Here is a 19,628-nt window from a genome sequence, read left to right as displayed (position 1 = left end):
GGGGGGGGGGGGGGGGGGGGAGGGGGTGAGGTGGAGGCGCGGGAGAGCGACGCTACGCAGCCGTGCGCGACCGCTCAGCCGCGTGCCTTCAGACGTTGCCGTGCCGGGCATATCGGGACCGTTCCTGTCGGGTTCAACGTTCAGACGGAGAGTCGAACGCATGCTTTTTAGGCGCCCGACCCCTGCTCCGGTATCACCTATTTGGGGGGGTACGACGAAGGCGGGGAGACGGCGGAGAGTGCTCCGCTACCGCCTGAGGAAGGCTAGCCGATCGCGGTGAGGGCCCGGTCCAGATCCTCCTTCAGATCGTCCACGTGTTCGAGGCCGACAGACATGCGGAGCAGGTTCTCCGGGGCCCGGGTCGTCGGGCCTTCGACGGACGCCCGGTGCTCGATGAGGGAGTGGGTCCCCCCGAGACTCGTGGCGCGGGCGATGACCTTCACGTGGGCCGCGACCGCGAACGCCTCGTCCCGGCCGCCCGCGACGTCGAAGGACAGCATGCCGCCGAAGCCGGACATCTGGCGCGCGGCGAGGGCGTGCCCGGGATCGTTCTCCAGGCCCGGATAGTGGACCCGCTCGGCGCGCGGGTGGGCGTCGAGGAAGCGGGCAAGCTCCATGGCGGTGGCACAGTGCATGGCCATGCGCGCGGCGAGGGACTCCAGGCCGCGCCTCGTGAGCCAGGCGTCGAACGGCGACGGCACGAGGCCGCCGTCCTTCTGGATCTTCCGTAGCGCGTCGAGCGTCCCGCCCGGCTCGCGCACGATGACCGCGCCGCCGGTCACGTCGCTGTGGCCGCCGAAGTACTTGGTCGTGGAGTGCATGACGAGATCCACGCCGAAATCCAGCGGCCGCTGCAGGAGTGGCGTCGCCCACGTGTTGTCGCAGCACGAGATCGCCCCGCCCTCCCGCGCGATGCCCGCGATCGCCTCGATGTCGGAGACGCGGATGAGCGGGTTCGACGGTGTCTCCATCCACACGAGGCGGGTGTTCGGTCGCATGGCGGCGCGGACGGCGTCGAGGTCGGTCATGTCGACGAAGCTCGCCTCGATGCCGCGCTCGGCGAACGAGTCCCGCAGGAGAACGCCGGTTCCGTAGTACGCGTCGTCCGCGGCCACGACATGGTCCCCCGGCGCGAGCGAGAAGATGACGGCGAACGTGGCCGCCATCCCCGAGGGGAACGCGACGGCTTCCGGCCCGCCCTCCAGCGCGGCCAGCGCCGCCTCCAGCAGGGCCCGATTGGGGTTCCCGCTGCGGGAGTAGTCGAACCCCCCGGGGTACGACCCGTCCTCCCCGCGCTCGAAGGTGGTCGAGAGCGTGATCGGGGGCGCGATCGCCCGGCTCGCCCCGTCCGGGTCCATGCCCGTCTTCACCGCCAGCGTTTCGATTCGCATGTCCGACCTTTCCGGGGGCACGGGATCAGCGTCGTCCGGCTCGGAGAGACCCGCCGATGAGGACGCCGACGGGGCCGATGACGAGCATCACGATGGGATACCATGCGGGGCCGTACGGGTCGCCGGACGCTGAGAGGCCGGCGAGCGAGGCGAGGCTGAAGAAGACGAGGATCGCCGCCAGGACGCCGGCATGGAGCCGGGGCGCGCGCGGAGCCGTGAGGGCCGCGAGGAAGCCGGCCAGAATGGTGACCGCGAGGCGTACGCCGAGGCTCGTGAAGATGAACGCGGCGCCCGGGGCCGCCCCCGGTTCGACGCCGAACAGCGACAGCATCAGCCGGCCGGCTAGCACCGAGCCCAGCGTCAGCACGACGAACCCCAGGATGACGGCGGCGACGCTGCGCAGGATCGAGGCGTCGTTCATGCGCGACCACGTCTCGACCGCTTCGTCGAGGTCGGGACGCGAGCCCTGAGGCGACGATCCGGAGTCGGTCATCCGTCCCTCTCCAGGACGGGCAGGACGATGTGCGATGCCCGGTCTCCGGCGTGGTGGATCATGTTCTCCGCGACCTCCCATTCCGTCTCGTCATAGTTGTTGCCGCCCGTGTTCAGGTTGCGGTCGAAGCGGGGGAAGTTGGAGCTCGAGACCTCGATCCGCACGCGGTGGCCGGGCGCGAACCGGTGCGCCACGGAATGGAGGTCCACCCGGACCGGATAGACCTGCCCCTCCTCCATCATCACGGGGTGCTCGTATCCGTCCCGGTAGCGCGCCCGCATGATGCCCTCGACGATGTTGATGGCCCGTCCGTCGGGATGCACGTCGAGGAGCTTCACGGTGAAGTCGGTGTCCGGGGCGCTCGAACTCACGTAGAGCCGCGCCTCGAGCGGGCCCGCGATCTCGAGGCCGCCGTCGCCGATCGGATCGCCGGTGTACACGAGGACATCCTCGCGTTCCTCGATGTCCGACTGGTCGAACGCGCCCGGCTGGTCGTCGGGGTTCCCGGTGCAGCAGACGGACCCGCCGCGGGAGGGGACGGGGTCCGCCGGGTCGTAGACGAACCGGTCCGCGGGTTCCTCGTCGGGGGCCTCGGCGGAGAGGACGCCGTCGCCGAGCCGCGTGTTCGCGTTGCCTCCGCTGCGGAGATAGAGGCGGGTCATCTCGGCCCCGTGGGGCGGCCACGTGTCGGCGGACGCCCATTCGTTCCGGCCCATCACGTAGTAGTGGACCCGGGGGATGTCGGTGACCCCGTTGTCCACGCCCTTCAGCCAGTGGTCGAACCAGGCGAGATAGAGGGAACGGTACGGCAGGCGGGCGTCGCCGAAGTCGACGTCCCCGACCACGGTGTTTTCCGTGGCGCGCTCGGACATGCAGTGGCTGGTGGGAGAAAGGATGACGTACTGGTGCGCGCCGCCCCGGTCGCTCACCGCGTTGTCCCGCATCATCCGCCACTGCTGGAGCGTCTCGTTCGCGCCGAGGTCGTACCACGAGTTCACGTGGAGCGCCGGCGTGTCGAAGCGGTCCGCGTCGCTCAGGTATCCGAGTCCGTCCCACCATTCGTCGGCGAGCGGCGTGCTCATGACCTCTTCCCAGTCCGTGTCCCGGTCGGGCGGGCCGTACTTCCGCATGAGGTCGATGGTGGGAAGCTCGCGGAGCGCGGCGAACATCTCGACGGGAGGCGGCGGCTCGCCTCCCGGGCGCTTGCGGCCGTTGCCGCGGAACCAGCCGAAGCTCGCGGAGAGCCCGAAGGCGCCGCCCTCGAAGATGCCGAAGTAGCCGTACCGGCCGCCGGCCGATCCGACCGCCCCGCCGGCCGCGAGCGGGATGGCGGCGGCGTGCGCCGGGTGGCGCTGCGTCATGAGTTGGGTCTGGTTCTCCCCGAGGTAGGAGCAGCCGAAGGTCCCGACCCTTCCGTTCGACCAGGGCTGGGTCGAGGCCCACTCGACGGCGTCGTAGCCGTCCTCGCGGTCCGCCGCGGACAGGAGATAATCCCCTTCCGACGCGTACTTGCCGCGCACGTCCTGGACGACGACGGCGTATCCGTGTCCCGCGAAGAACCGCGCCGGGGAGATCGCGCCGGCCCGATAGGTCGCCTTGTCGTACGGCAGCCGGATCATGACGACCGGCAGGGGGTCGCCGCGGTCGGCGGGCTCGACCGGCAGATAGAGGTCCGTCGCGAGGCGAACCCCATCCCGCATCGGGACCATGAGGTCGGTTTCGACCCGCACCTCGTGCTCCGGCTCAGGGGCCTCGTAGGGATTGGCCGGGTCCGGCGCGAATCGATGCAGGGCGGCGCCGGCGCCCGCCTCGCTCCGGCCGTCGGCGACCGGCCCCGGGGGGGCGTCTCCATCTCCGGAACACGCGGCGAGCGCCGCCGCCAGCGCGAGGACGAGTCCCGGCTTGGCCACCCGTCTGGAATTGTCCATCGGTTCCCACTCCCCAAGATTCACGCGTTCGAAACTTGTTCTCGAAGATGACACGACCCCCGGCCACGTAGCGAGTGACGACCACCATGGCTTCGGATCTCCACGAGCGCATCTGCAACGTCGTCGCCCGGATTCCCGCCGGCCGCGTCGCCACCTACGGGCAGGTCGCGGAACTCGCCGGACTCGGCGGACAGGCCCGGCTCGTGGGCTACGCGCTTTACGCCTCCGACCGGCCCCTCCCCTGGCACCGCGTGATCAACGCGCGCGGCGAGATCAGCCCCCGCGGCGACTCGTACTCCGAGATGATCCAGTACCAGTTGCTGGCGAACGAAGGGGTGGAATTCGACAAGTGGGGACGCATCTCGCTCAAACGCTTCCGCTGGAACGGGGAGATGTCGCCCCCCGCCAGCCCCTCGTCCTCCTCCTGATTCCGGAGCATCGCATGCGTCCTGACTCCCGCACCCATCCGGCCCGTCCATTCGCCCGCGCCCTGCTCGTCGCCCTGGCCGTCGGCGGCTTCGGGGCGCCGCTGCTCGCGCAGGAGACCCGCGTCGAGACCGCCCAAGGGAACGTCGACGGCGTCCTCGTCGACGGCATCCGCTCCTACAAGGGGATTCCGTTCGCGGCTCCTCCCGTGGGGGACCGGCGGTGGAGGCCGCCCCAGCCGGTCGAAGCGTGGGGGCAGCGGACGCTGCGCGCGCACAGCTTCGGCCCGGAGTGCATGCAGACCCCATACGGCGCGGGCTCGTTCTTCGGAGGTCCTCCCGCCCCGACGGCGGAGGACTGCCTGTACCTGAACGTCTGGACCGGGGCCGACGACGCCTCGGAGCGGCGGCCGGTCATGGTGTGGATCCACGGGGGCGCGCTCACGCGGGGGGCCGGCTCCACCGGCATCTACGACGGGACGGCGCTCGCGGAGAAGGGCGCGGTCGTGGTCACGATCAACTACCGGCTCGGGCCGTTCGGCTATCTCGCGCATCCGCTTCTCTCGGCCGAGTCCGAGCACGGATCGTCCGGCAACTACGGGGTCCTCGACCAGGTCGCCGCGCTCGAGTGGGTGCGCGACAACATCGCGGGCTTCGGCGGAGACCCGGAGCGCGTGACGATCTTCGGCGAGTCGGCCGGCTCGTGGAGCGTGAACACGCTGATGGCGACGCCGCTGGCGGCGGGCCTCTTCCACGGAGCCATCGGACAGAGCGGGGGGCGGTTCGGCCCCATGATGCGCCTTTCGGAGGCACCGGAGGGTGGGCGCTCCGCGGAGGAGATCGGCGCGGCGTTCCTCGGGGCGCTCGGGGCGGAGACGCTGGAGGACATGCGGCGGCTCTCCGCCGCGAGCGTGCTGGCGGGGCTCGAGACGCCGGCCGGGCGCGGCTTCAGGACGGCGGAGAACGTGGACGGCTGGGTGTTGCCGACGGACGTGACGACGGCGTTCGCCGAGGGCACGCACAACAACGTTCCGGTGCTCGTGGGGTTCAACGCGGATGAGATGACCTCCCTCTCGTCCCCGAGATCGGTGCCGGAGACGCTCGACGCGTGGCGCGAGTGGGTGGCCGGCCGCGTCGGCGACGATGCGGAGAGCTTCGATGCCGCCTACCCGGTGAAGGAGGAGGGCGAGATCTTCGACGCCTTCATGCGGAGCCGGGGCGACGCGCTGTTCGGCATCCAGATGCGGACGTGGGCGCGGGCGTCGGAAGCCGCCGGCGTGGATGCGTGGCTCTACTACTTCACGCACGAGCCGCCGGGGCCCGCGAAGGACTATCTCAAGTCGTACCACGCGGCCGAGATCGTGTACGCGTTCGGCAACGTCGGTCCCGGCGAACGGGAGGCGGTGGACCGCCAGTTGGCGCAGACGATGTCCTCCTACTGGGTGAACTTCGCCGCGGACGGCGACCCGAACGGCGCCGGACTGCCGCCGTGGCCGGCCTACACGCGCGATTCCGAGGCCCATCTCGTGCTGGGGCCGGCGGTGGAGGCGGGAAGCGAACTCCGCACCGCGCAACTTGACTTCTGGGAGCGGCGCCTGCGCGCCGGGATGCCGTGAGCGGGCCGCTCAACCGGCGACTCGCCGGGATCCGCGCCGAGAAGGAGGCCGTGCGTCCCCCCGCCGCGACGGCGGTCATGGCCGCGGGCACGGAGGCGCTGCGGGCCTCCGGAATCCTCGACCGAGTCCCCGGAGTGGGCGACCGGGCGCCGCTGTTCGCCCGCCCGAGCGTGGCCGGCCCCACGGTCCGGCTCGCGACGCTCCTCAAGCGGGGGCCCGTGGTGCTCAGCTTCTTCCGGGGCCGCTGGTGACCGTACTGCCGCGAAGAGCAGGCTGCTCTTCAGTCGGTTCTCCCTGAGATACGGGCCAAGGGGGCACGCCTCGTCACGCTCTCTCCCCAACTCCCGGAGTTTGCCCGCGGCTGGATCGAGGAGGACGGCATCGAGTTCGACGTCCTGCTCGACTTCGGGCTCGGCGTGGCGCGCGACTACGGCCTCACGTTCACCGTGGACGGCGACCTGCGAACCCTGTACCGCGACGGGCTCGGCATCGACCTCGCCCGCTTCAACGGCGACGAGTCCTGGGAACTCCCGCTCACGTCCACCTTCGTCATCGACCGCTCGGGAACCATCGTCTACGCCTCCGCCGACCCCGACTACACGGCGCGCGCCGAACCGTCCGAGGTCCTCGCCGCCATCCCGACCTAGAGTGCCCGAGCCCCGGCGGGAGGTGCGGCTGCTGCATGGGGTTCGGGGGCGGATGCGGGACGGGGTGCGGCTTTCGGCGGATGTCTATCTGCCGGCTTCCGGAGGTCCGTTCCCCACCATCCTGACCCGGACGCCCTACGAGAGCGGGCGGGACGTGTTCATCGAAAACGGCGTGTGGTGGGCGGAGCGCGGGTACGCGTTCGTGGCCCAGGACTGTCGCGGGCGGTTCCGGTCCGAGGGCGTGTTCCACGCGTATCTCCCCGAGATCGAGGACGGGCACGACACGCTGGAGTGGGTGGCGGGACAGGCGTGGTGCGACGGGAAGATCGGGATGTGGGGGCGCAGCTACGGCGGTCTCACGCAGTGGCTCAGCGCGCCGCTCGGCAGCCCGCACCTCACCTGCATGGCGCCGCACGTGATCTGCGACGACCACTTCGGGGACTGCCACTACCTGGGCGGGGCCTTCCAGTTGCTCCTCTCGCTCAGCGCGGCGGTGATCTGGGAGACGAACCTCGCCATCGTGACCGGCCCGCAGGCCGCGCGCCTGTTTCAGAACCCGAAGTTCTGGGCCCACCTGCCGATCATCGAGATGGACGAGCGCGCGATCGGGCGGAAGATCCCGTACTGGCGCGAGTGGCTGGAGCACCCGACGCGGGACGAGTACTGGGGGCGTCTCAGGGTCACGGACCGCTACCACGACGTCACGGCGCCCGCGTTTCAGCAGGGCGGGTGGTACGACGCGTACGCCGGCTCCCTGCTTCGCATCCACGAGGGGATGTCGGGGGCGGCGACCCCGCGCGCCCGCACGCAGAACCGGAGCCTGCTGGGGCCGTGGTCGCACGAGATCCCGGAGACGAGGACGGTCGGGGACCTCGACTTCGGCCCCGACGCCCGGGTGGATGTGCGGGAGGAGGAGCGGCGCTGGTTCGAATGGCAGCTTCGCGGCGTGGACGACGGGATCGGCGACGACCCGCCGCTGCGCTGGTTCACGACGGGCGCCAACCGGTGGCGGGAGGGCGCGGAGTGGCCGCCGCCGGGGACGGAGGAGGTGCCGTGGTATCTGCACAGCCGCGGGCGCGCGAACCGGGGCGACGACGCCCGGCTCGATCCGGAGCCGCCGGGGGACGAGCCGCCGGACCGCTTCGAGTACGATCCGCGCGATCCGGCGCCGTCGCTCGGGGGCAATCTTTCCTCCCGGCTGATCACGACCCACGCCGCGGCGCCGATGCGGGGCGGCCCCGTCGAGCAGGCGCCGCTCGAGCGTCGGCCCGACGTGCTCGTCTACACCTCGCGAGCCCTGGAGCGCGATCTGGAGGTGACGGGGCCGGTCGACGTCGTGCTCTACGCCGAATCTTCGGCGCGCGACACGGACTTCGTGGCGCGGATCACGGATGTCGACCCCGCGGGAGGATCATTCGTCCTCACGGAGGGGATCCTGCGCGCCCGGTACCGTGGCGGGTTGGAGCGGACGGAGCTTCTGGAGCCGAACGAAGCCACCGAGTTCCGGATCCGGCTCTACCCGATGAGCCACGTGTTCCGGGTCGGCCACCGGATCCGGCTTCAGATCACGAGCAGCTGCTTCCCCCGCTTCAGCCGCAACCTCAACACGGGGGAAGACGTGGGGACGGGCACGCGCCTCCTGACGGCGCGCAACACGGTCCTGCACACCGCCGCATATCCTTCATGCGTGCGGCTCCCCGTCGCGGCGGCGCCACCCGGCTGAACCCACGAGTCATCCGGCCGAACCCGCAAGGGCCTGCGGTTCCGTCGCGAGGAGACTCCCCCTCAGGGCTTCCTCGTAGTCGGGTGCGTGGAGCAGAAAGGCGTCGTGACCCGCGTCCGAACTCAGAATCCGCAGGCGGGAAGGCGCGCCGATCCGGCTTGCGGTCTCCCGGAGCAGCCAGGGCGGGACCAGCGTGTCCTCCTCCCACCCTATGAGCCAGGCGGGGACGCCGAGGTCCTCCGGACGCAGGTCGCACAGGTCGACCGAAGCCGACAGCGTCAGATAGGTCTCCGCCTCGAACCGTTCCGCGAACGCCCGTCCCTGCTGCTCGAGGTAGCGGCCGACGGCGTAGACCGGGGCGCCATCCTCCCACTCCCAGTCGTGCGGGAAGCGGGCGTCGAGCCCGGCCGCCGACTTGTAGGTCGTGAACGCCAGCGCCCGGGCGAGCGCCACGCCCTCGCTCCCCCGGCCGTGCCGGAGCGCGAACTCGACGATCCAGCGCTGCACGGCGTGGATGCCGATGGCCTGCGGATGGCCGCGGTGCGCCGCGCCGATCAGCACGACGCCGTCGAGCCGCGCGGGATGGCGGATCCCCATCGCCAGCGCGACCATGCCCCCGTACGAGGCGCCCAGCATGCGGTGGGCCCGTTCGACGCCGAGGTGGCGCAGCGCGACCGCGACGGCGTCCGCCTGGTCTCCCGGCGTGAGATGAATCCGGTCCGGCGACTCGAACGTCCCGGGAGATCCGAGGAAGTCGATCGCGAGCAGCCGCCAGCGGTGCGTGTCGATGGCCAGACCCGGGCCCGCCAGCTTCCGCCACCAGCCGGGCGCGGGGTCCAGGACGTTGGCGCAGACGTGGCGGTCGGCGGAGATCCCCCCCATCGCGACGAGCAGCGGGGCGCCCTCGGGTCCGGCGAGTTCGTAGCGCACCCGGAAGCGGGCGTCGATCCCGGCCTCCAGTTCCGGTCTCCACTCCGCCGGCATCGCGACGGTTCCCCTCCGACCCTCCGGCAGTACGGCGTCCAAGATGTTCAAAGGGCTCGTCCCTCAGCCGGTTTTCGATGAGTAGGCGGCCGACCCTAATGGGCCCGGCAACGGCGGTCAAGAAAAAACTTGACGCGCCGCCCACGACCCTGTAGCCTCCGCGCCCTCAACGCTCATCGAGACCGGTCGAGGGACAGGCCCGAAGACACCGGGGCAACCTGTGGAAGGTGGCTCTTCCACTGATGTGCCAACTCCTGCGACGGATGTAATCCGTTGGTAGATGAGTCGCCCGCCGCGCTTCATTGCACGGCAGCTGTTGTTCCCAGGGCGTCGCTTCTCCGGAGTCCGCTGAGTGTGAACCGAGACTCGGGGGGAGGCGTTTCATTGCGCGAAGTTCGCCGCGTTCACGTACTCAAATTCGGTTCATCCGTGCTGGCGCGTCCGGCCGCGTACCGGCTGGCGGTCGAGGAGATCCGGGCTGAAGTCGCCGCCGGCGCGAAGGTCGTCGCCGTCGTGTCGGCCATGGGGGACACCACCGACGATCTTCTTTCCGCGGCGCGGGAAGTCGCGCCCTCGCTCCCGGACGATCTCATCGGGTCGCTCCTGGCGACCGGGGAGGAAGCGTCCGTCGCCCTGCTGCACCTCGCCCTGGTGACGGGGCGCGTACGTGCGGTGGGCATGTCGTTCTCGCGCCTGCCGATCCGCACGCGGGGGCCGCTGCGAGCCGCCGAACCGGTGGACGTGGACGCCCACGCGATCGAGACGGCCCTGGCCACGCACGACGTGATCGTCCTGCCCGGATTCGTGGGCGTGGACGCCACGGGCATCACGTCGCTGCTCGGGCGCGGAGGCTCGGACCTTACGGCGCTCTTCCTGGCCCACGCGCTCGGCGCGGCGGAGGTCCGTCTCGTGAAGGACGTGGATGGGATCTTCCCGGCCGACCCGAAACGGTTCCCGCACGTCAAGCCGATCCGCCGGACATCGTGGAGCGAGGCCCGGCGAACCGGCGCCGGAGTCGTCCAGGACCGGGCGCTGAGCTTCGCCGAACGGCACCGGGTCGCCTTCAGGGTGGCGGCTCCCGGCGGCACGGGCACCTGGGTCGGCAGGAACGACCCGCCACCCGACGCCGGCCACGGTGGAGAGGAGCGCGCCCGATGCGCGTAACCGATTCGTCGAGGGAACGTCTGCCGGTGGCCGTCCTCGGCGCGACCGGCATCGTCGGGCAGCGGCTCGTTCGCATGCTGGACGGACACCCTTCCCTCCGGCTCGCCTCCGTCGCGGCGTCGAGGAGGCGCGCGGGCGAGAGGTACGGCGACGCGGTCCGCTGGAGCCTGGGTGGAGATCCTCCGGCGAAGGCCGCCGACCTGCCGCTCCGCGTCGCCACGGAACCGCCCGAGTGCCGGGTCGTGCTCTCCGCGCTCCCGTCGGGCGTGGCGCGCGAACTCGAACCGGCGCTCGCGGAAGCCGGACACATCGTGAGCACGAACGCCTCGGCGCACCGGCTGAGAGCCGACGTGCCGCTGCTGGTGCCGGAGGTCAACCCGCAGGCGCTGGCCCTCGCCGCGAGACAGCCCTGGTCGGAGGGGGGAGGCCGCCTCGTCGCCAACCCGAACTGCGTGGTGGCGGGGCTGGCCCTGGCCCTGGCCCCCCTCCAGGAGACCTTCGGAATCGAGTCGGCCACGGTCGTCACGCTGCAGGCCGTGACCGGCGCCGGGCTCCACGGGATCGGCTCCGTTCAGATCGCGGGGAACGCCATCCCCTGGATCCCGGGCGAAGAGGAGAAGATCGGTCCCGAACTCAACAAGATCCTGGGGACGGATATTCCCGTGGCGGCGAGCGTCAACCGCGTGCCGGTGCTCGACGGCCACACCGCGAACGTCTTCCTGAAGCTCGCCTCCCCCGCGAGTCCCGGAGACGCCGCCCGGGCGCTCACCGAGTTCAGGGCCCCGCCGTCCCTGCCGGGCCTGCCTTCGCTTCCCGAACGACCGCTCATCGTGCGGTCGGAGCCCGACCGTCCACAGCCGCGCCTGGACATCGGCGCGGCCGGAGGGATGGCGGCGAGCGTCGGAAGGATTCGTGCCGCGCCGCCACACGACCTCGCGATGACCGTGGTCTCGCACAACGGCATCCGGGGCGCCGCCGGCGCCTGTCTGGCCAACGCGGAATTCTGCGCGGGGGCATTCACCGCCCGGGAGACCGGGCCTAATCGGAAAGAAGACGGAGACCGATGAGAGACGAAACTGTAGCGATTCACCTCGGATACGAGTCCGAGCCCACCACGCACGCGGTCGCGGTGCCGCTGTACCAGACCGTGGCGTACGAGTTCGACGACGCGCAACACGGCGCGGACCTCTTCAACCTCGAGGTCGAGGGCAACATCTACTCCCGCATCATGAACCCCACGCAGGCCGTGCTGGAGGAGCGGATCGCCCAGCTCGAGCGCGGCCTGGCGTCGCTGGCGCTCTCGTCCGGCAGCGCGGCGGTCAACTACTCCATCCTCAATCTCGCCGCCGCGGGGGACAACATCGTGTCCGTTCCCCAGCTCTACGGCGGCACGTACACGCTCTTCGCCCACATGCTGCCGCAACTGGGGATCGAAGTGCGCTTCGCCGAGGGCGACGGCCCGGACGATCTGGCCAAGCTGATCGATGACCGCACGAAGGCGGTGTTCGTCGAGAGCATCGGGAACCCGGCGGGCAACATCGTGGACCTCGCGGCGGTGGCCGACGTGGCGCACGCCCACGGAGTCGCCACCATCGTGGACAACACGGTCGCCACGCCCGCGCTCCTCAAGCCGATCGAGCACGGGTTCGACATCGTGGTGCACTCGCTGACGAAGTACATCGGCGGCCATGGCAACTCTCTGGGCGGCGCCATCGTCGATTCCGGGAAATTCCCGTGGGCGGAGCACGAGATCCGCTATCCGCAGTTCACGACGCCGGAACCCAGCTACCACGGGGTCGTCTACACGGAGGCGCTGGGGCCGGCCGCCTACATCGGGCGGGCGCGCACGGTGCCGCTGCGGAACACGGGGTCGGCGATCTCGCCCTTCAACGCCTTCCAGATCATCCAGGGGATCCAGACGCTGAACCTCCGCATCGAGCGCCACTCCGAGAACGCGCTGGCGGTGGCGAAGCACCTGAGGGACCACCCGGCGGTGGAGTGGGTGAGCTACGCCGGGCTGCCGGGCGACCCGTACCACGAGCTGGCCCTCAAGTACCTGGGCGGCCGGGCTTCGGGGATCCTGACCTTCGGGGTGAAGGGCGGCTTCGAGGCGGGCGTGAAGTTCTACGACGCGCTCGAGCTGTTCAAGCGGCTCGTGAACATCGGGGATGCGAAGTCGCTGGCGTGCCACCCGGCGTCCACGACGCACCGGCAGCTCAACGAGGAAGAGCAGCTCAGCGTGGGCGTGCGCCCGGAGACGATCCGGCTCTCCGTGGGCATCGAGCACATCGATGACATCATCGAGGACCTCGACCGCGCGCTGGCGGAGGCACTGCCGGCCCGGCCGGCCGCCGCATGACCGACCCGAGCGGCCGCCGTTGACCGTCGGGCGGGGCGCCGGCTACGGTAGCGGACGCCTCGCCCGACCGCGGCAACCTCACGACAGGAGCGTCTCCATCCCTTGAGCGCCCTGGACTGGCTGATCGTCCTCGGACTGAACGGTGCGATCATCGCCTACGGGCTGCGCCGCGCCCGCGGCACCTCCACGAGCGGCGAGTGGTTCCTGAGTTCGCGGGCGCTGCCGTGGTGGGCGGTCGGCCTGTCCCTCTTCGCGACCAACATGGACAACTCGGAGTTCGTGTCGGCCACGGGGACGATCGCGAGCGAGGGCCTGCATTTTCTCTCCGCGCACACGTTCGGCGGACTCATCGGGGTGACGCTCGCGACCTTCGTGATCGTACCCGCCATCTACCGGGCCGGACTGTACACCAACTCGGAGTACCTCGAGCACCGCTTCGGTCCCGGGACGCGCGTCCTCGGCGCGCTGATCCAGATCCAGTACCGGACGTCCGTGCTGGGGCTCATGATCTGGTCCGTCCACCTGACGCTGGTCGGGGTCGGCGGACTGCGGCCGGAACTGTCCTGGGCGCTCATCGTGTCGCTCGTCCTCCTGTCGGGCGTCTACACGGCCGTGGGCGGGCTGCGGGCGGTCGTCGCGACGGACGTGCTGCAGAGCGTGCTCGTGATGGCGGGAGGTCTCGCGGTGTGCATCGCGGTCTGGCAGGCCGTGGGCGGATGGGACGCGATGGTCGCGCAACTGGAGGGCCTGGGGACGACGGCCGAGGGGCTCGCGCCGGGACTCGCGGCCGCGGACCTCGTCCACGTAGGCGCCTTCCGGGGACGGGACGGAACGACGTCGCCGGCCGTCATCTTCGTCGCGTGGATCCTCATCTCCTCCGGGTGGTGGACGGTGAGCCACACGTCCACCCAGCGGATGATGGGCGCCCGCTCGCTGTGGGACATGAAGATGGCCGGCGTCCTGGGAGCCGGCGTGAGCCTCGTCATCCTGCTCTTCACGGACATGCTCGGGCTCTTCGGCCGGGCGCAGTTCCCGGATTTCGCCCGGCCCGACGAGATGTACCCTCACCTGATCTCCACCTACCTCGGGATCGGCGCCAAGGGGCTCGTCGTGGCCGGGGTCGTGAGCGCGGCGGTGAGCACGTTCGATTCGATGGGCTCGTCGATGTCGGCCGTCTTCACGCGCGACATCTACGCGCGCTTCATCTCGCGGGAGCGCGACGACGCCCACTACCTGCGCGTGGGACGCATCGCGACCGTCGCGATCCTGGTCCTGGGGTTCGCCTACCTGCCGCTGATCCTGCGCGCGCCGACGATGCTCGCCGCCTTCCGCTCGGTCACGTCGGTGTTCGTCACGCCGCTCCTCATCGTCTACCTGGTCGGCGCCGTGACGCGCACGAACCGTCGGGTGGGGATGGCCGGTCTCGCCACCGGAGGGCTGTACGGCGTCATCGGATTCGTGGACCGCGAGGTCGTCGACATCTCGTGGCTGCCGACGTGGCTGACCGGGCAGTGGGAGGCGTTCGTGTGGGCGGTCGCGTTCACGGCTGCCGGCTGCGCCCTCGCGGCGCTCCACCCGCGCTGGCGGGGGACGGCCGGTATCGGGGCGGCCGGCGGTGATGCGTCGGCCCCGCGCGCCGACGACTGGCTGGCGAAGAGTTCCGGCGAACTCGGTCCGATCCGCCTCCACCCCTTCAGCGAACGCGTGCCGCTGCTGGCCAGCCCCGCGCTCTACACCGGAGTTCTCGCCGCGATTTCCGCCTGGCTCGTCTTCGGCGTCTTCTGGTAGCCGCTGCCGCCGCGCGAGGTGTGACACTGGCGCGCCGCCCAGCCGGGCCGCAGCCTTGGGCGTCGCCGAAGTGAAGTCCTGGCAGCCCGTGGAAGTTCGGACCCGCACGCTGGGAGACCCATGAATCGACCCGCAGCAGGCCGCGATCATCTGGCGTACTGGCGCCGCAATCTCCGTTATGTGGGGATCCTTCTCGCGATCTGGGCTCTGGTATCCTACGGCGCCGGGATCGTGTTCGCGGACGTGCTCGACGCGGTCCGGATCCCGGGGACCGGCTTCCCGCTCGGGTTCTGGTTCGCGCAGCAGGGCGCGATCTACGTCTTCGTCGTCCTCATCTTCGTCTACGTCTTCCTCATGAACCGGCTCGACCGGGCGTTCGATGTCGACGAGCGTGACGAGGAGGGCGCGGCATGACGGTTCTCCAGTGGACGGCGACGCTCGTCGGGCTTTCGTTCGCGCTCTACATCGGGATCGCGATCTGGTCGCGGGCCCACTCCACGAGCGAGTTCTACGTGGCGGGCAAGGGGGTCCATCCCCTCGCCAACGGGATGGCGACGGCGGCGGACTGGATGTCGGCCGCCTCCTTCATCTCGATGGCCGGGATCATCTCCTTCCTCGGCTACGACGGTTCGGTCTACCTCATGGGCTGGACGGGCGGCTACGTGCTGCTGGCGCTGCTCCTGGCCCCGTATCTGCGGAAGTTCGGGGCCTTCACCGTCCCCGACTTCGTGGGCGAGCGCTACTACTCCCAGACGGCGCGGGTTGTGGCCGTGATCTGCGCGATCTTCGTCTCCTTCACCTACGTCGCGGGCCAGATGCGCGGCGTGGGGATCGTGTTCAGCCGCTTCCTGGAGATCGACATCGTGTGGGGCGTGGTCATCGGGATGGGGATCGTCTTCTTCTACGCGGTGCTGGGCGGGATGAAGGGGATCACCTACACGCAGGTGGCGCAGTACTGCGTGCTGATCTTCGCCTACATGGTGCCCGCGATCTTCCTGTCGATGCTGGTCACGGGAATCCCGATTCCGCAGATCGGGCTCGGCGCGGCGGACCAGGAGACGGGAACGTTCCTGCTCGACCGCCTGAACGGCCTGCACCAGGAGCTGGGCTTCACCGCCTATACGGACGGCACGAAATCGACGCTCGACGTGCTCGCGATCACGGCCGCGCTCATGGTGGGGACGGCGGGGCTGCCGCACGTCATCATCCGCTTCTACACGGTGCCGAAGGTGCGGGACGCGCGGATCAGCGTGGGCTGGGCGCTCGTGTTCATCGCGCTGCTGTACACGGCGGCGCCGGCGGTGGCGGTGTTCGCGAGGACGAACCTGCTCAACACGGTGACGGACCAGCCGTACGCGGAGATGCCGGAGTGGTTCACGAAGTGGGAGACGACGGGGTTGATCTCGTACGAGGACCACAACGGGGACGGACTCATCCAGTACGTGGGACCGGAGGCGGTGGACGCGGCGGGTGCTCCCGTGCAGAACGAACTCACGATCGACCGCGACATCATGGTGCTCGCCAACCCGGAGATCGCACGGCTGCCGAACTGGGTGGTGGGCCTCGTGGCCGCGGGCGGGCTGGCGGCGGCGCTCTCGACGGCGGCGGGACTCCTGCTCGTCCTCTCGGCGGCGATCAGCCACGACCTGCTCAAGCGCAACTGGCGGCCGGACATCAGCGAGCGGGGCGAACTCATCGCGGCGCGGTTCAGCGCCGGGGCGGCCGTCCTCGTGGCGGGGTACCTGGGGATCAACCCGCCGGGCTTCGTGGCGGAGGTGGTCGCGTTCGCGTTCGGGCTCGCGGCGTCGTCGTTCTTCCCCGTCATCATCCTCGGCATCTTCTCGAAGCGGCTCAACCGCGAGGGGGCGATCGCGGGCATGCTGTGCGGGATCACGCTCACGGCCGCCTACATCGTCTACTTCAAGTTCGTGAACCCGGCCGCGAACGTGGCGGAGAACTGGTGGTTCGGGATCTCACCCGAGGGGATCGGGTCCATCGGGATGGCGGTGAACTTCGCGGTGGCGATCGTCGTGTCCCGCTTCACACCGGCGCCGCCGCCGGAGGCGCAGAGGCTGGTGGAGCGGATCCGGCTGCCGCGCGGCGCGGGCGAGGCGCACGAGATCAGCAGCTGACGCGTCGGCGGGTCGGGCGAGAACCTCGGGGCCGCACGGCGATCAGCGGCCGAGATGGCGAACGAGGACCAGCCGGAGGAGAGCGAGCCGCTGATCGAAGCCGTAGCGGCAAGGGCTCGGGAGCCCGGCCGGTCCGCAGACGCCCGCGTTGACGTCACGCCGGTTCTCCGCCTGATGGACGGTCTCGCCGAAATCGTTGTAGAGGCCTTCGAATCGGAGGGTCCAGGCACCGGCCACCGGTGCTTCGACGCCGACCCCGACGACCCACCCGACCCGCGTCGGCCGCTCGTCGAAGGAATCGTCGGGGTCCAACTGCAGGCGATCGTCCGTTCCCGGGTCGAGATCGGTGAACGAGTTGGAGAATCCGGCCACCGACACGCCGCCGGCGACGAACAGGCCGACGCGACCGAGGGACCTCCGAAGGCCAATGCGCGCCGTCCCGGCCCAACGCAGCTCCGCCGCCGCCGTTTCGTCCATGCCGGCCGGATCCAACTGTCCGGGGGTCGCCGACACGCCGCTGAACGCCCCGTCCGCCTCGAACAGCAGCCGCACGCGCCCCAGGTTGAAGTACCGCCCCGCCACCACACCGGCCGCGAGTCCGGCGTCGTCGTACTCGAACGCCTGGCCGGGGACGCCGTTCGACCCCGTGAAGCCGTCGAGGTCGGTCATGCGAACGTCCAGCGAGCCGAGTCCCGCGAACGCGCCGATGTAGCTTCCGGCGTGACCGGAGCCGTCCGTACCGTCCTGCGCCTGCGCGCTGCCCGTGGCCGCCAGCAGGCCCACGAGCACAGCGACGAGCGCGCGCGGGCCGAAGTTCGTGTCATTCATGGAGGCGTGTCCCTGGAGAAGGTCGACTTCTGCATCACGAGCCGCAGCCAACTGGACCGAGTGCTGGACCCGCACAACGATCGGATACAGCTCGCTACGCTGATAGGGGCTGCCGAGGCGCTCGGGCGACAGCTCCGAATCGAGATCGTGTAGCCGCGCCGGTCAGCGGATGGTGGGGCCGCCGGTTCGGTTGTCGGGGACGAAGCGGTCGCGGGCGGGCATGCGCGTGTCGACGACCGTAGCGGAGTCGACGACGGCGTCGGCCGGCAGGAGGTCGTTGAAGTAGAGCATGGCCCCGACTACGGCGTAGACTTCTTCGTCCGTCATCGTTCCCGGCAGGTCGAAGGGCATGGCGCGACGGGTGTAGTCGAACAGCGTCGTCGCGTAGGGCCAGTAGTTGCCGACCGTGGAGCGCAGGGTGCGGTCGTTCGCGAACGGGAACTCGTCTCCCGGGATGCGCCCCGTGAGGAGGTCGTTCGGCCCTTCGCGCCCCGTGGGCCCGTGGCAGAGAATGCAGCGGTGGCGCTCCCACACCTCCAGTCCCTCCGCGACGGTGCCCTGTCCGGGCGGAAGGCCCGCGCCGTCGGGACCGATGTCGATGTCCCACGCCGCGATCTGCGATGCCGTCGCGGGCGTCCCGAAGCCGTACACCGGTTCGGTCGCGCCCGCCCGCCCGGGCGTCCCGTTGCCCGGATCGGTCGTCGCGACCGCAGCCGCGCCGGGTGCGGCGCTACCGGCCTCCGCGCCACCCTCGGAGTCGTCCGCGCCGCAGGCCGCCAGCGCCGGCAGGAGGGCCGCCACGGTCAGCCACCGCGAGACCACGTTGGCGCGCCTCATACCGGCGCGAACTCGATCGAACCGTCGCTCGCCACGCGCCATCCCCGGATCGCGTTGGAGTGATAGCGCGTGCCGGGCCCGCGCGCGTCGAGCACCTGCTGCCGGACCGGCTGCGTGTAACCCGTCTCGTCGGTGGCGCGGCTCAGCAGGTGTGCCGGGCCGCCGTCCCACTCCCAGGCGTGGCGGAACCGCGTCGTGCACTTCGGGAGCACGGGTTCCTGCAGCACCGCGTCGTGCCACGAGTCGCCGCCGTCCGTGCTCACCTCCACGCGCTCGATCAGCCCCCGGCCGGTCCAGGCGTAGCCGGTGATCTCGATAAAGCCGGGTCCCGGCAGCCGCCGCGGGTAGGTCGGGTACGTGATGATCGACTTCGCATCCATCACGAACGAGAACTGCCGCGCGGTCCCGTCCGGGAGCGGATCCGTGTACTTGGACGTCTCGTCGCGGTACATGCCGGGCCGGTCGGAAAGTTCGATGCGCCGGACCCACTTCACGCTCGCGTTGCCCTCCCATCCGGGAAGGAACACCCGCGCGGGGTAGCCCTGCTCGGGCCGGATCGCCTCGCCGTTCTGGGCGTAGGCGATCATCGCGTCGTCCCACGCCTTCTCCATCGGGATGCTGCGGCCCATGACCGCCGCGTCCGACCCCTCGGCGAGGAACCACGTCGCGTCCGCGTGCGCCCCGACTTCCTCGAACAGCGTCGAAAGCGCGACCCCGGACCATTCGCTCGTGCTCAGCAGGCCGTCGACCGACTGGGGCGTGTGCTGCGGGCTGGGCGACGGGGCGTAGGCGCCGCCGCCGTTCCCGGAACACTCGATGAAGAGCAGCTTCGAGACCTGCGGGAAGCGCTTCAGGTCCTCGAGCGTGAAGAGGGTGGGCCGGTCGACCATGCCGTGGATGAGGAGGCGGTAGGTCGCCGGATCGATGTAGGGGATCCCGTGGTGGTGCCGCTCGAAATGGAGATCCGCCGGGGTCATGATCCCGTGCAGGTCCTGGAGCGGCGTGCGCGAGGAGCCGCCCATGGAACCGGACAGAAGCTTCTCCGGCGTCTCGTGCGGAGAACGGGACCCGACCGTGACGGGACGGGCGCCCGGCACCTTCGTCGGATCCTGCGCCTCCTGGACCAGTCCGCGCGTCGCGCCGGCCGTGATGGCGCCCCCGGCGGCCGCCGCGGCTCCGGCGATCAGGGCTCGCCGCGTGAGGCCCGAACCTTCTTCCCGGTCGTTCACGTCGCCTCCGTTTCCGTCGGTCTCGCGCCCCACCTCCGCCCCGTCCCGCGCACCCCCCGGCATGTGCGCGCCGACACAGTTGCC

17 protein-coding genes, 1 pseudogene and 1 riboswitch are annotated in these 19,628 nt (G+C 70.6%); of the genes and pseudogenes, 11 read left to right on the top strand and 7 right to left on the bottom strand.

The features are described from left to right. Positions 1 to 263 precede the first annotated feature (263 nt). From ACOGI9_RS13645 to ACOGI9_RS13635, 3 genes are read right to left on the bottom strand one after another with little or no spacing between them, the layout of a single operon-like run. Positions 264 to 1,391 (bottom strand): trans-sulfuration enzyme family protein, encoded by a 1,128-nt coding sequence (locus tag ACOGI9_RS13645; RefSeq protein WP_419857662.1) that lies wholly within the window; start codon positions 1,389 to 1,391, stop codon positions 264 to 266. A gap of 25 nt (positions 1,392 to 1,416) precedes the next feature. Beyond that, a complete protein-coding gene (locus ACOGI9_RS13640; RefSeq protein ID WP_419857661.1) occupies positions 1,417 to 1,884 on the bottom strand; it encodes a hypothetical protein in 468 nt (155 codons plus the stop codon). Continuing rightward, the gene (locus ACOGI9_RS13635) at positions 1,881 to 3,812 is read right to left on the bottom strand and encodes a CocE/NonD family hydrolase (protein WP_419857660.1); all 1,932 of its coding nucleotides are present in this window, start codon (positions 3,810 to 3,812) and stop codon (positions 1,881 to 1,883) included. Before ACOGI9_RS13635 ends, ACOGI9_RS13640 begins: the two co-directional genes overlap by 4 nt. Before the next feature lie 86 nt (positions 3,813 to 3,898). Between ACOGI9_RS13635 and ACOGI9_RS13630 the strand changes: the two genes are divergently transcribed. The 5 genes and pseudogenes from ACOGI9_RS13630 (at position 3,899) to ACOGI9_RS13610 (ending at position 8,223) form a co-directional block, all read left to right on the top strand. Beyond that, a complete protein-coding gene (locus ACOGI9_RS13630) occupies positions 3,899 to 4,240 on the top strand; it encodes an MGMT family protein (protein WP_419857659.1) in 342 nt (113 codons plus the stop codon). Positions 4,241 to 4,254: 14 nt separating this feature from the next. Then, positions 4,255 to 5,853, top strand: coding sequence for a carboxylesterase/lipase family protein (locus tag ACOGI9_RS13625; protein ID WP_419857658.1), 1,599 nt, complete (start codon positions 4,255 to 4,257; stop codon positions 5,851 to 5,853). Then, a complete protein-coding gene (locus ACOGI9_RS13620; protein ID WP_419857657.1) occupies positions 5,850 to 6,104 on the top strand; it encodes a hypothetical protein in 255 nt (84 codons plus the stop codon). The genes ACOGI9_RS13625 and ACOGI9_RS13620 overlap by 4 nt, the downstream gene beginning before the upstream one ends. A 12-nt stretch (positions 6,105 to 6,116) precedes the next feature. Then, positions 6,117 to 6,500 (top strand): annotated as a pseudogene (locus ACOGI9_RS13615) (redoxin domain-containing protein); the annotation flags it as partial. A gap of 1 nt (position 6,501) precedes the next feature. Continuing rightward, the gene (locus ACOGI9_RS13610) at positions 6,502 to 8,223 is read left to right on the top strand and encodes a CocE/NonD family hydrolase (protein WP_419857656.1); all 1,722 of its coding nucleotides are present in this window, start codon (positions 6,502 to 6,504) and stop codon (positions 8,221 to 8,223) included. 9 nt (positions 8,224 to 8,232) lie between these two features. On the opposite strand, the gene ACOGI9_RS13605 is transcribed toward ACOGI9_RS13610, so the two are convergent. Further along, a complete protein-coding gene (locus ACOGI9_RS13605) occupies positions 8,233 to 9,258 on the bottom strand; it encodes an alpha/beta fold hydrolase (RefSeq protein WP_419857655.1) in 1,026 nt (341 codons plus the stop codon). A gap of 119 nt (positions 9,259 to 9,377) precedes the next feature. Then, positions 9,378 to 9,494: riboswitch (SAM riboswitch) on the top strand. Positions 9,495 to 9,561: 67 nt separating this feature from the next. On the opposite strand from ACOGI9_RS13605, the gene ACOGI9_RS13600 reads away from it, so the two are divergent. The 6 genes from ACOGI9_RS13600 to ACOGI9_RS13575 all read left to right on the top strand — a co-directional run bounded on the left by ACOGI9_RS13600 (position 9,562) and on the right by ACOGI9_RS13575 (position 16,650). After that, the gene (locus tag ACOGI9_RS13600) at positions 9,562 to 10,371 is read left to right on the top strand and encodes a hypothetical protein (RefSeq protein WP_419857654.1); all 810 of its coding nucleotides are present in this window, start codon (positions 9,562 to 9,564) and stop codon (positions 10,369 to 10,371) included. Then, positions 10,362 to 11,438 carry an aspartate-semialdehyde dehydrogenase gene (asd, locus tag ACOGI9_RS13595; RefSeq protein ID WP_419857653.1) on the top strand — a complete coding sequence of 359 codons (1,077 nt, stop codon included), beginning with the start codon at positions 10,362 to 10,364 and terminating at the stop codon, positions 11,436 to 11,438. The genes ACOGI9_RS13600 and asd overlap by 10 nt, the downstream gene beginning before the upstream one ends. Continuing rightward, positions 11,435 to 12,730 (top strand): O-acetylhomoserine aminocarboxypropyltransferase/cysteine synthase family protein, encoded by a 1,296-nt coding sequence (locus tag ACOGI9_RS13590; RefSeq protein WP_419857652.1) that lies wholly within the window; start codon positions 11,435 to 11,437, stop codon positions 12,728 to 12,730. The genes asd and ACOGI9_RS13590 overlap by 4 nt, the downstream gene beginning before the upstream one ends. A gap of 102 nt (positions 12,731 to 12,832) precedes the next feature. Further along, the gene (locus ACOGI9_RS13585; RefSeq protein WP_419857651.1) at positions 12,833 to 14,518 is read left to right on the top strand and encodes a sodium:solute symporter family transporter; all 1,686 of its coding nucleotides are present in this window, start codon (positions 12,833 to 12,835) and stop codon (positions 14,516 to 14,518) included. A gap of 120 nt (positions 14,519 to 14,638) precedes the next feature. Beyond that, a complete protein-coding gene (locus ACOGI9_RS13580) occupies positions 14,639 to 14,932 on the top strand; it encodes a DUF4212 domain-containing protein (RefSeq protein ID WP_419857650.1) in 294 nt (97 codons plus the stop codon). Then, on the top strand, positions 14,929 to 16,650 hold the full coding sequence (locus ACOGI9_RS13575; protein ID WP_419857649.1) for a sodium:solute symporter family protein: 1,722 nt from the start codon (positions 14,929 to 14,931) through the stop codon (positions 16,648 to 16,650). Before ACOGI9_RS13580 ends, ACOGI9_RS13575 begins: the two co-directional genes overlap by 4 nt. A 42-nt stretch (positions 16,651 to 16,692) precedes the next feature. Here ACOGI9_RS13575 and ACOGI9_RS13570 read toward each other — a convergent pair whose 3' ends face one another. From ACOGI9_RS13570 to soxC, 3 genes are all read right to left on the bottom strand, one after another. Then, positions 16,693 to 17,478, bottom strand: coding sequence for an outer membrane protein (locus tag ACOGI9_RS13570; protein ID WP_419857648.1), 786 nt, complete (start codon positions 17,476 to 17,478; stop codon positions 16,693 to 16,695). 162 nt (positions 17,479 to 17,640) lie between these two features. Then, positions 17,641 to 18,315: a c-type cytochrome gene (locus ACOGI9_RS13565; RefSeq protein WP_419857647.1), complete on the bottom strand. Its 675-nt coding sequence runs from the start codon at positions 18,313 to 18,315 to the stop codon at positions 17,641 to 17,643. Next, positions 18,312 to 19,607 (bottom strand): sulfite dehydrogenase, encoded by a 1,296-nt coding sequence (gene soxC / locus ACOGI9_RS13560; protein ID WP_419857646.1) that lies wholly within the window; start codon positions 19,605 to 19,607, stop codon positions 18,312 to 18,314. Before soxC ends, ACOGI9_RS13565 begins: the two co-directional genes overlap by 4 nt. Positions 19,608 to 19,628: the final 21 nt, after the last annotated feature.

The sequence above is a fragment of the Candidatus Palauibacter irciniicola genome (assembly GCF_965208695.1).
Classification (GTDB): Bacteria; Gemmatimonadota; Gemmatimonadetes; order Palauibacterales; family Palauibacteraceae; genus Palauibacter; species Palauibacter irciniicola.
Note: the sequence above shows the minus strand (reverse complement) of the source record. Positions and strands in the feature narration are given on the sequence as shown.

Coding starts and splice junctions, on each gene's coding strand:
- ACOGI9_RS13625 (WP_419857658.1), top strand. CDS start 4,255: ATGCGTCCTGACTCCCGCACCCATCCGGCCCGTCCATTCGCCCGCGCC.
- ACOGI9_RS13645 (WP_419857662.1), bottom strand. CDS start 1,391: ATGCGAATCGAAACGCTGGCGGTGAAGACGGGCATGGACCCGGACGGG.
- ACOGI9_RS13570 (WP_419857648.1), bottom strand. CDS start 17,478: ATGAATGACACGAACTTCGGCCCGCGCGCGCTCGTCGCTGTGCTCGTG.
- ACOGI9_RS13565 (WP_419857647.1), bottom strand. CDS start 18,315: ATGAGGCGCGCCAACGTGGTCTCGCGGTGGCTGACCGTGGCGGCCCTC.
- ACOGI9_RS13580 (WP_419857650.1), top strand. CDS start 14,639: ATGAATCGACCCGCAGCAGGCCGCGATCATCTGGCGTACTGGCGCCGC.
- ACOGI9_RS13575 (WP_419857649.1), top strand. CDS start 14,929: ATGACGGTTCTCCAGTGGACGGCGACGCTCGTCGGGCTTTCGTTCGCG.
- soxC (WP_419857646.1), bottom strand. CDS start 19,607: ATGCCGGGGGGTGCGCGGGACGGGGCGGAGGTGGGGCGCGAGACCGAC.
- ACOGI9_RS13640 (WP_419857661.1), bottom strand. CDS start 1,884: ATGACCGACTCCGGATCGTCGCCTCAGGGCTCGCGTCCCGACCTCGAC.
- ACOGI9_RS13630 (WP_419857659.1), top strand. CDS start 3,899: ATGGCTTCGGATCTCCACGAGCGCATCTGCAACGTCGTCGCCCGGATT.
- asd (WP_419857653.1), top strand. CDS start 10,362: ATGCGCGTAACCGATTCGTCGAGGGAACGTCTGCCGGTGGCCGTCCTC.
- ACOGI9_RS13590 (WP_419857652.1), top strand. CDS start 11,435: ATGAGAGACGAAACTGTAGCGATTCACCTCGGATACGAGTCCGAGCCC.
- ACOGI9_RS13635 (WP_419857660.1), bottom strand. CDS start 3,812: ATGGACAATTCCAGACGGGTGGCCAAGCCGGGACTCGTCCTCGCGCTG.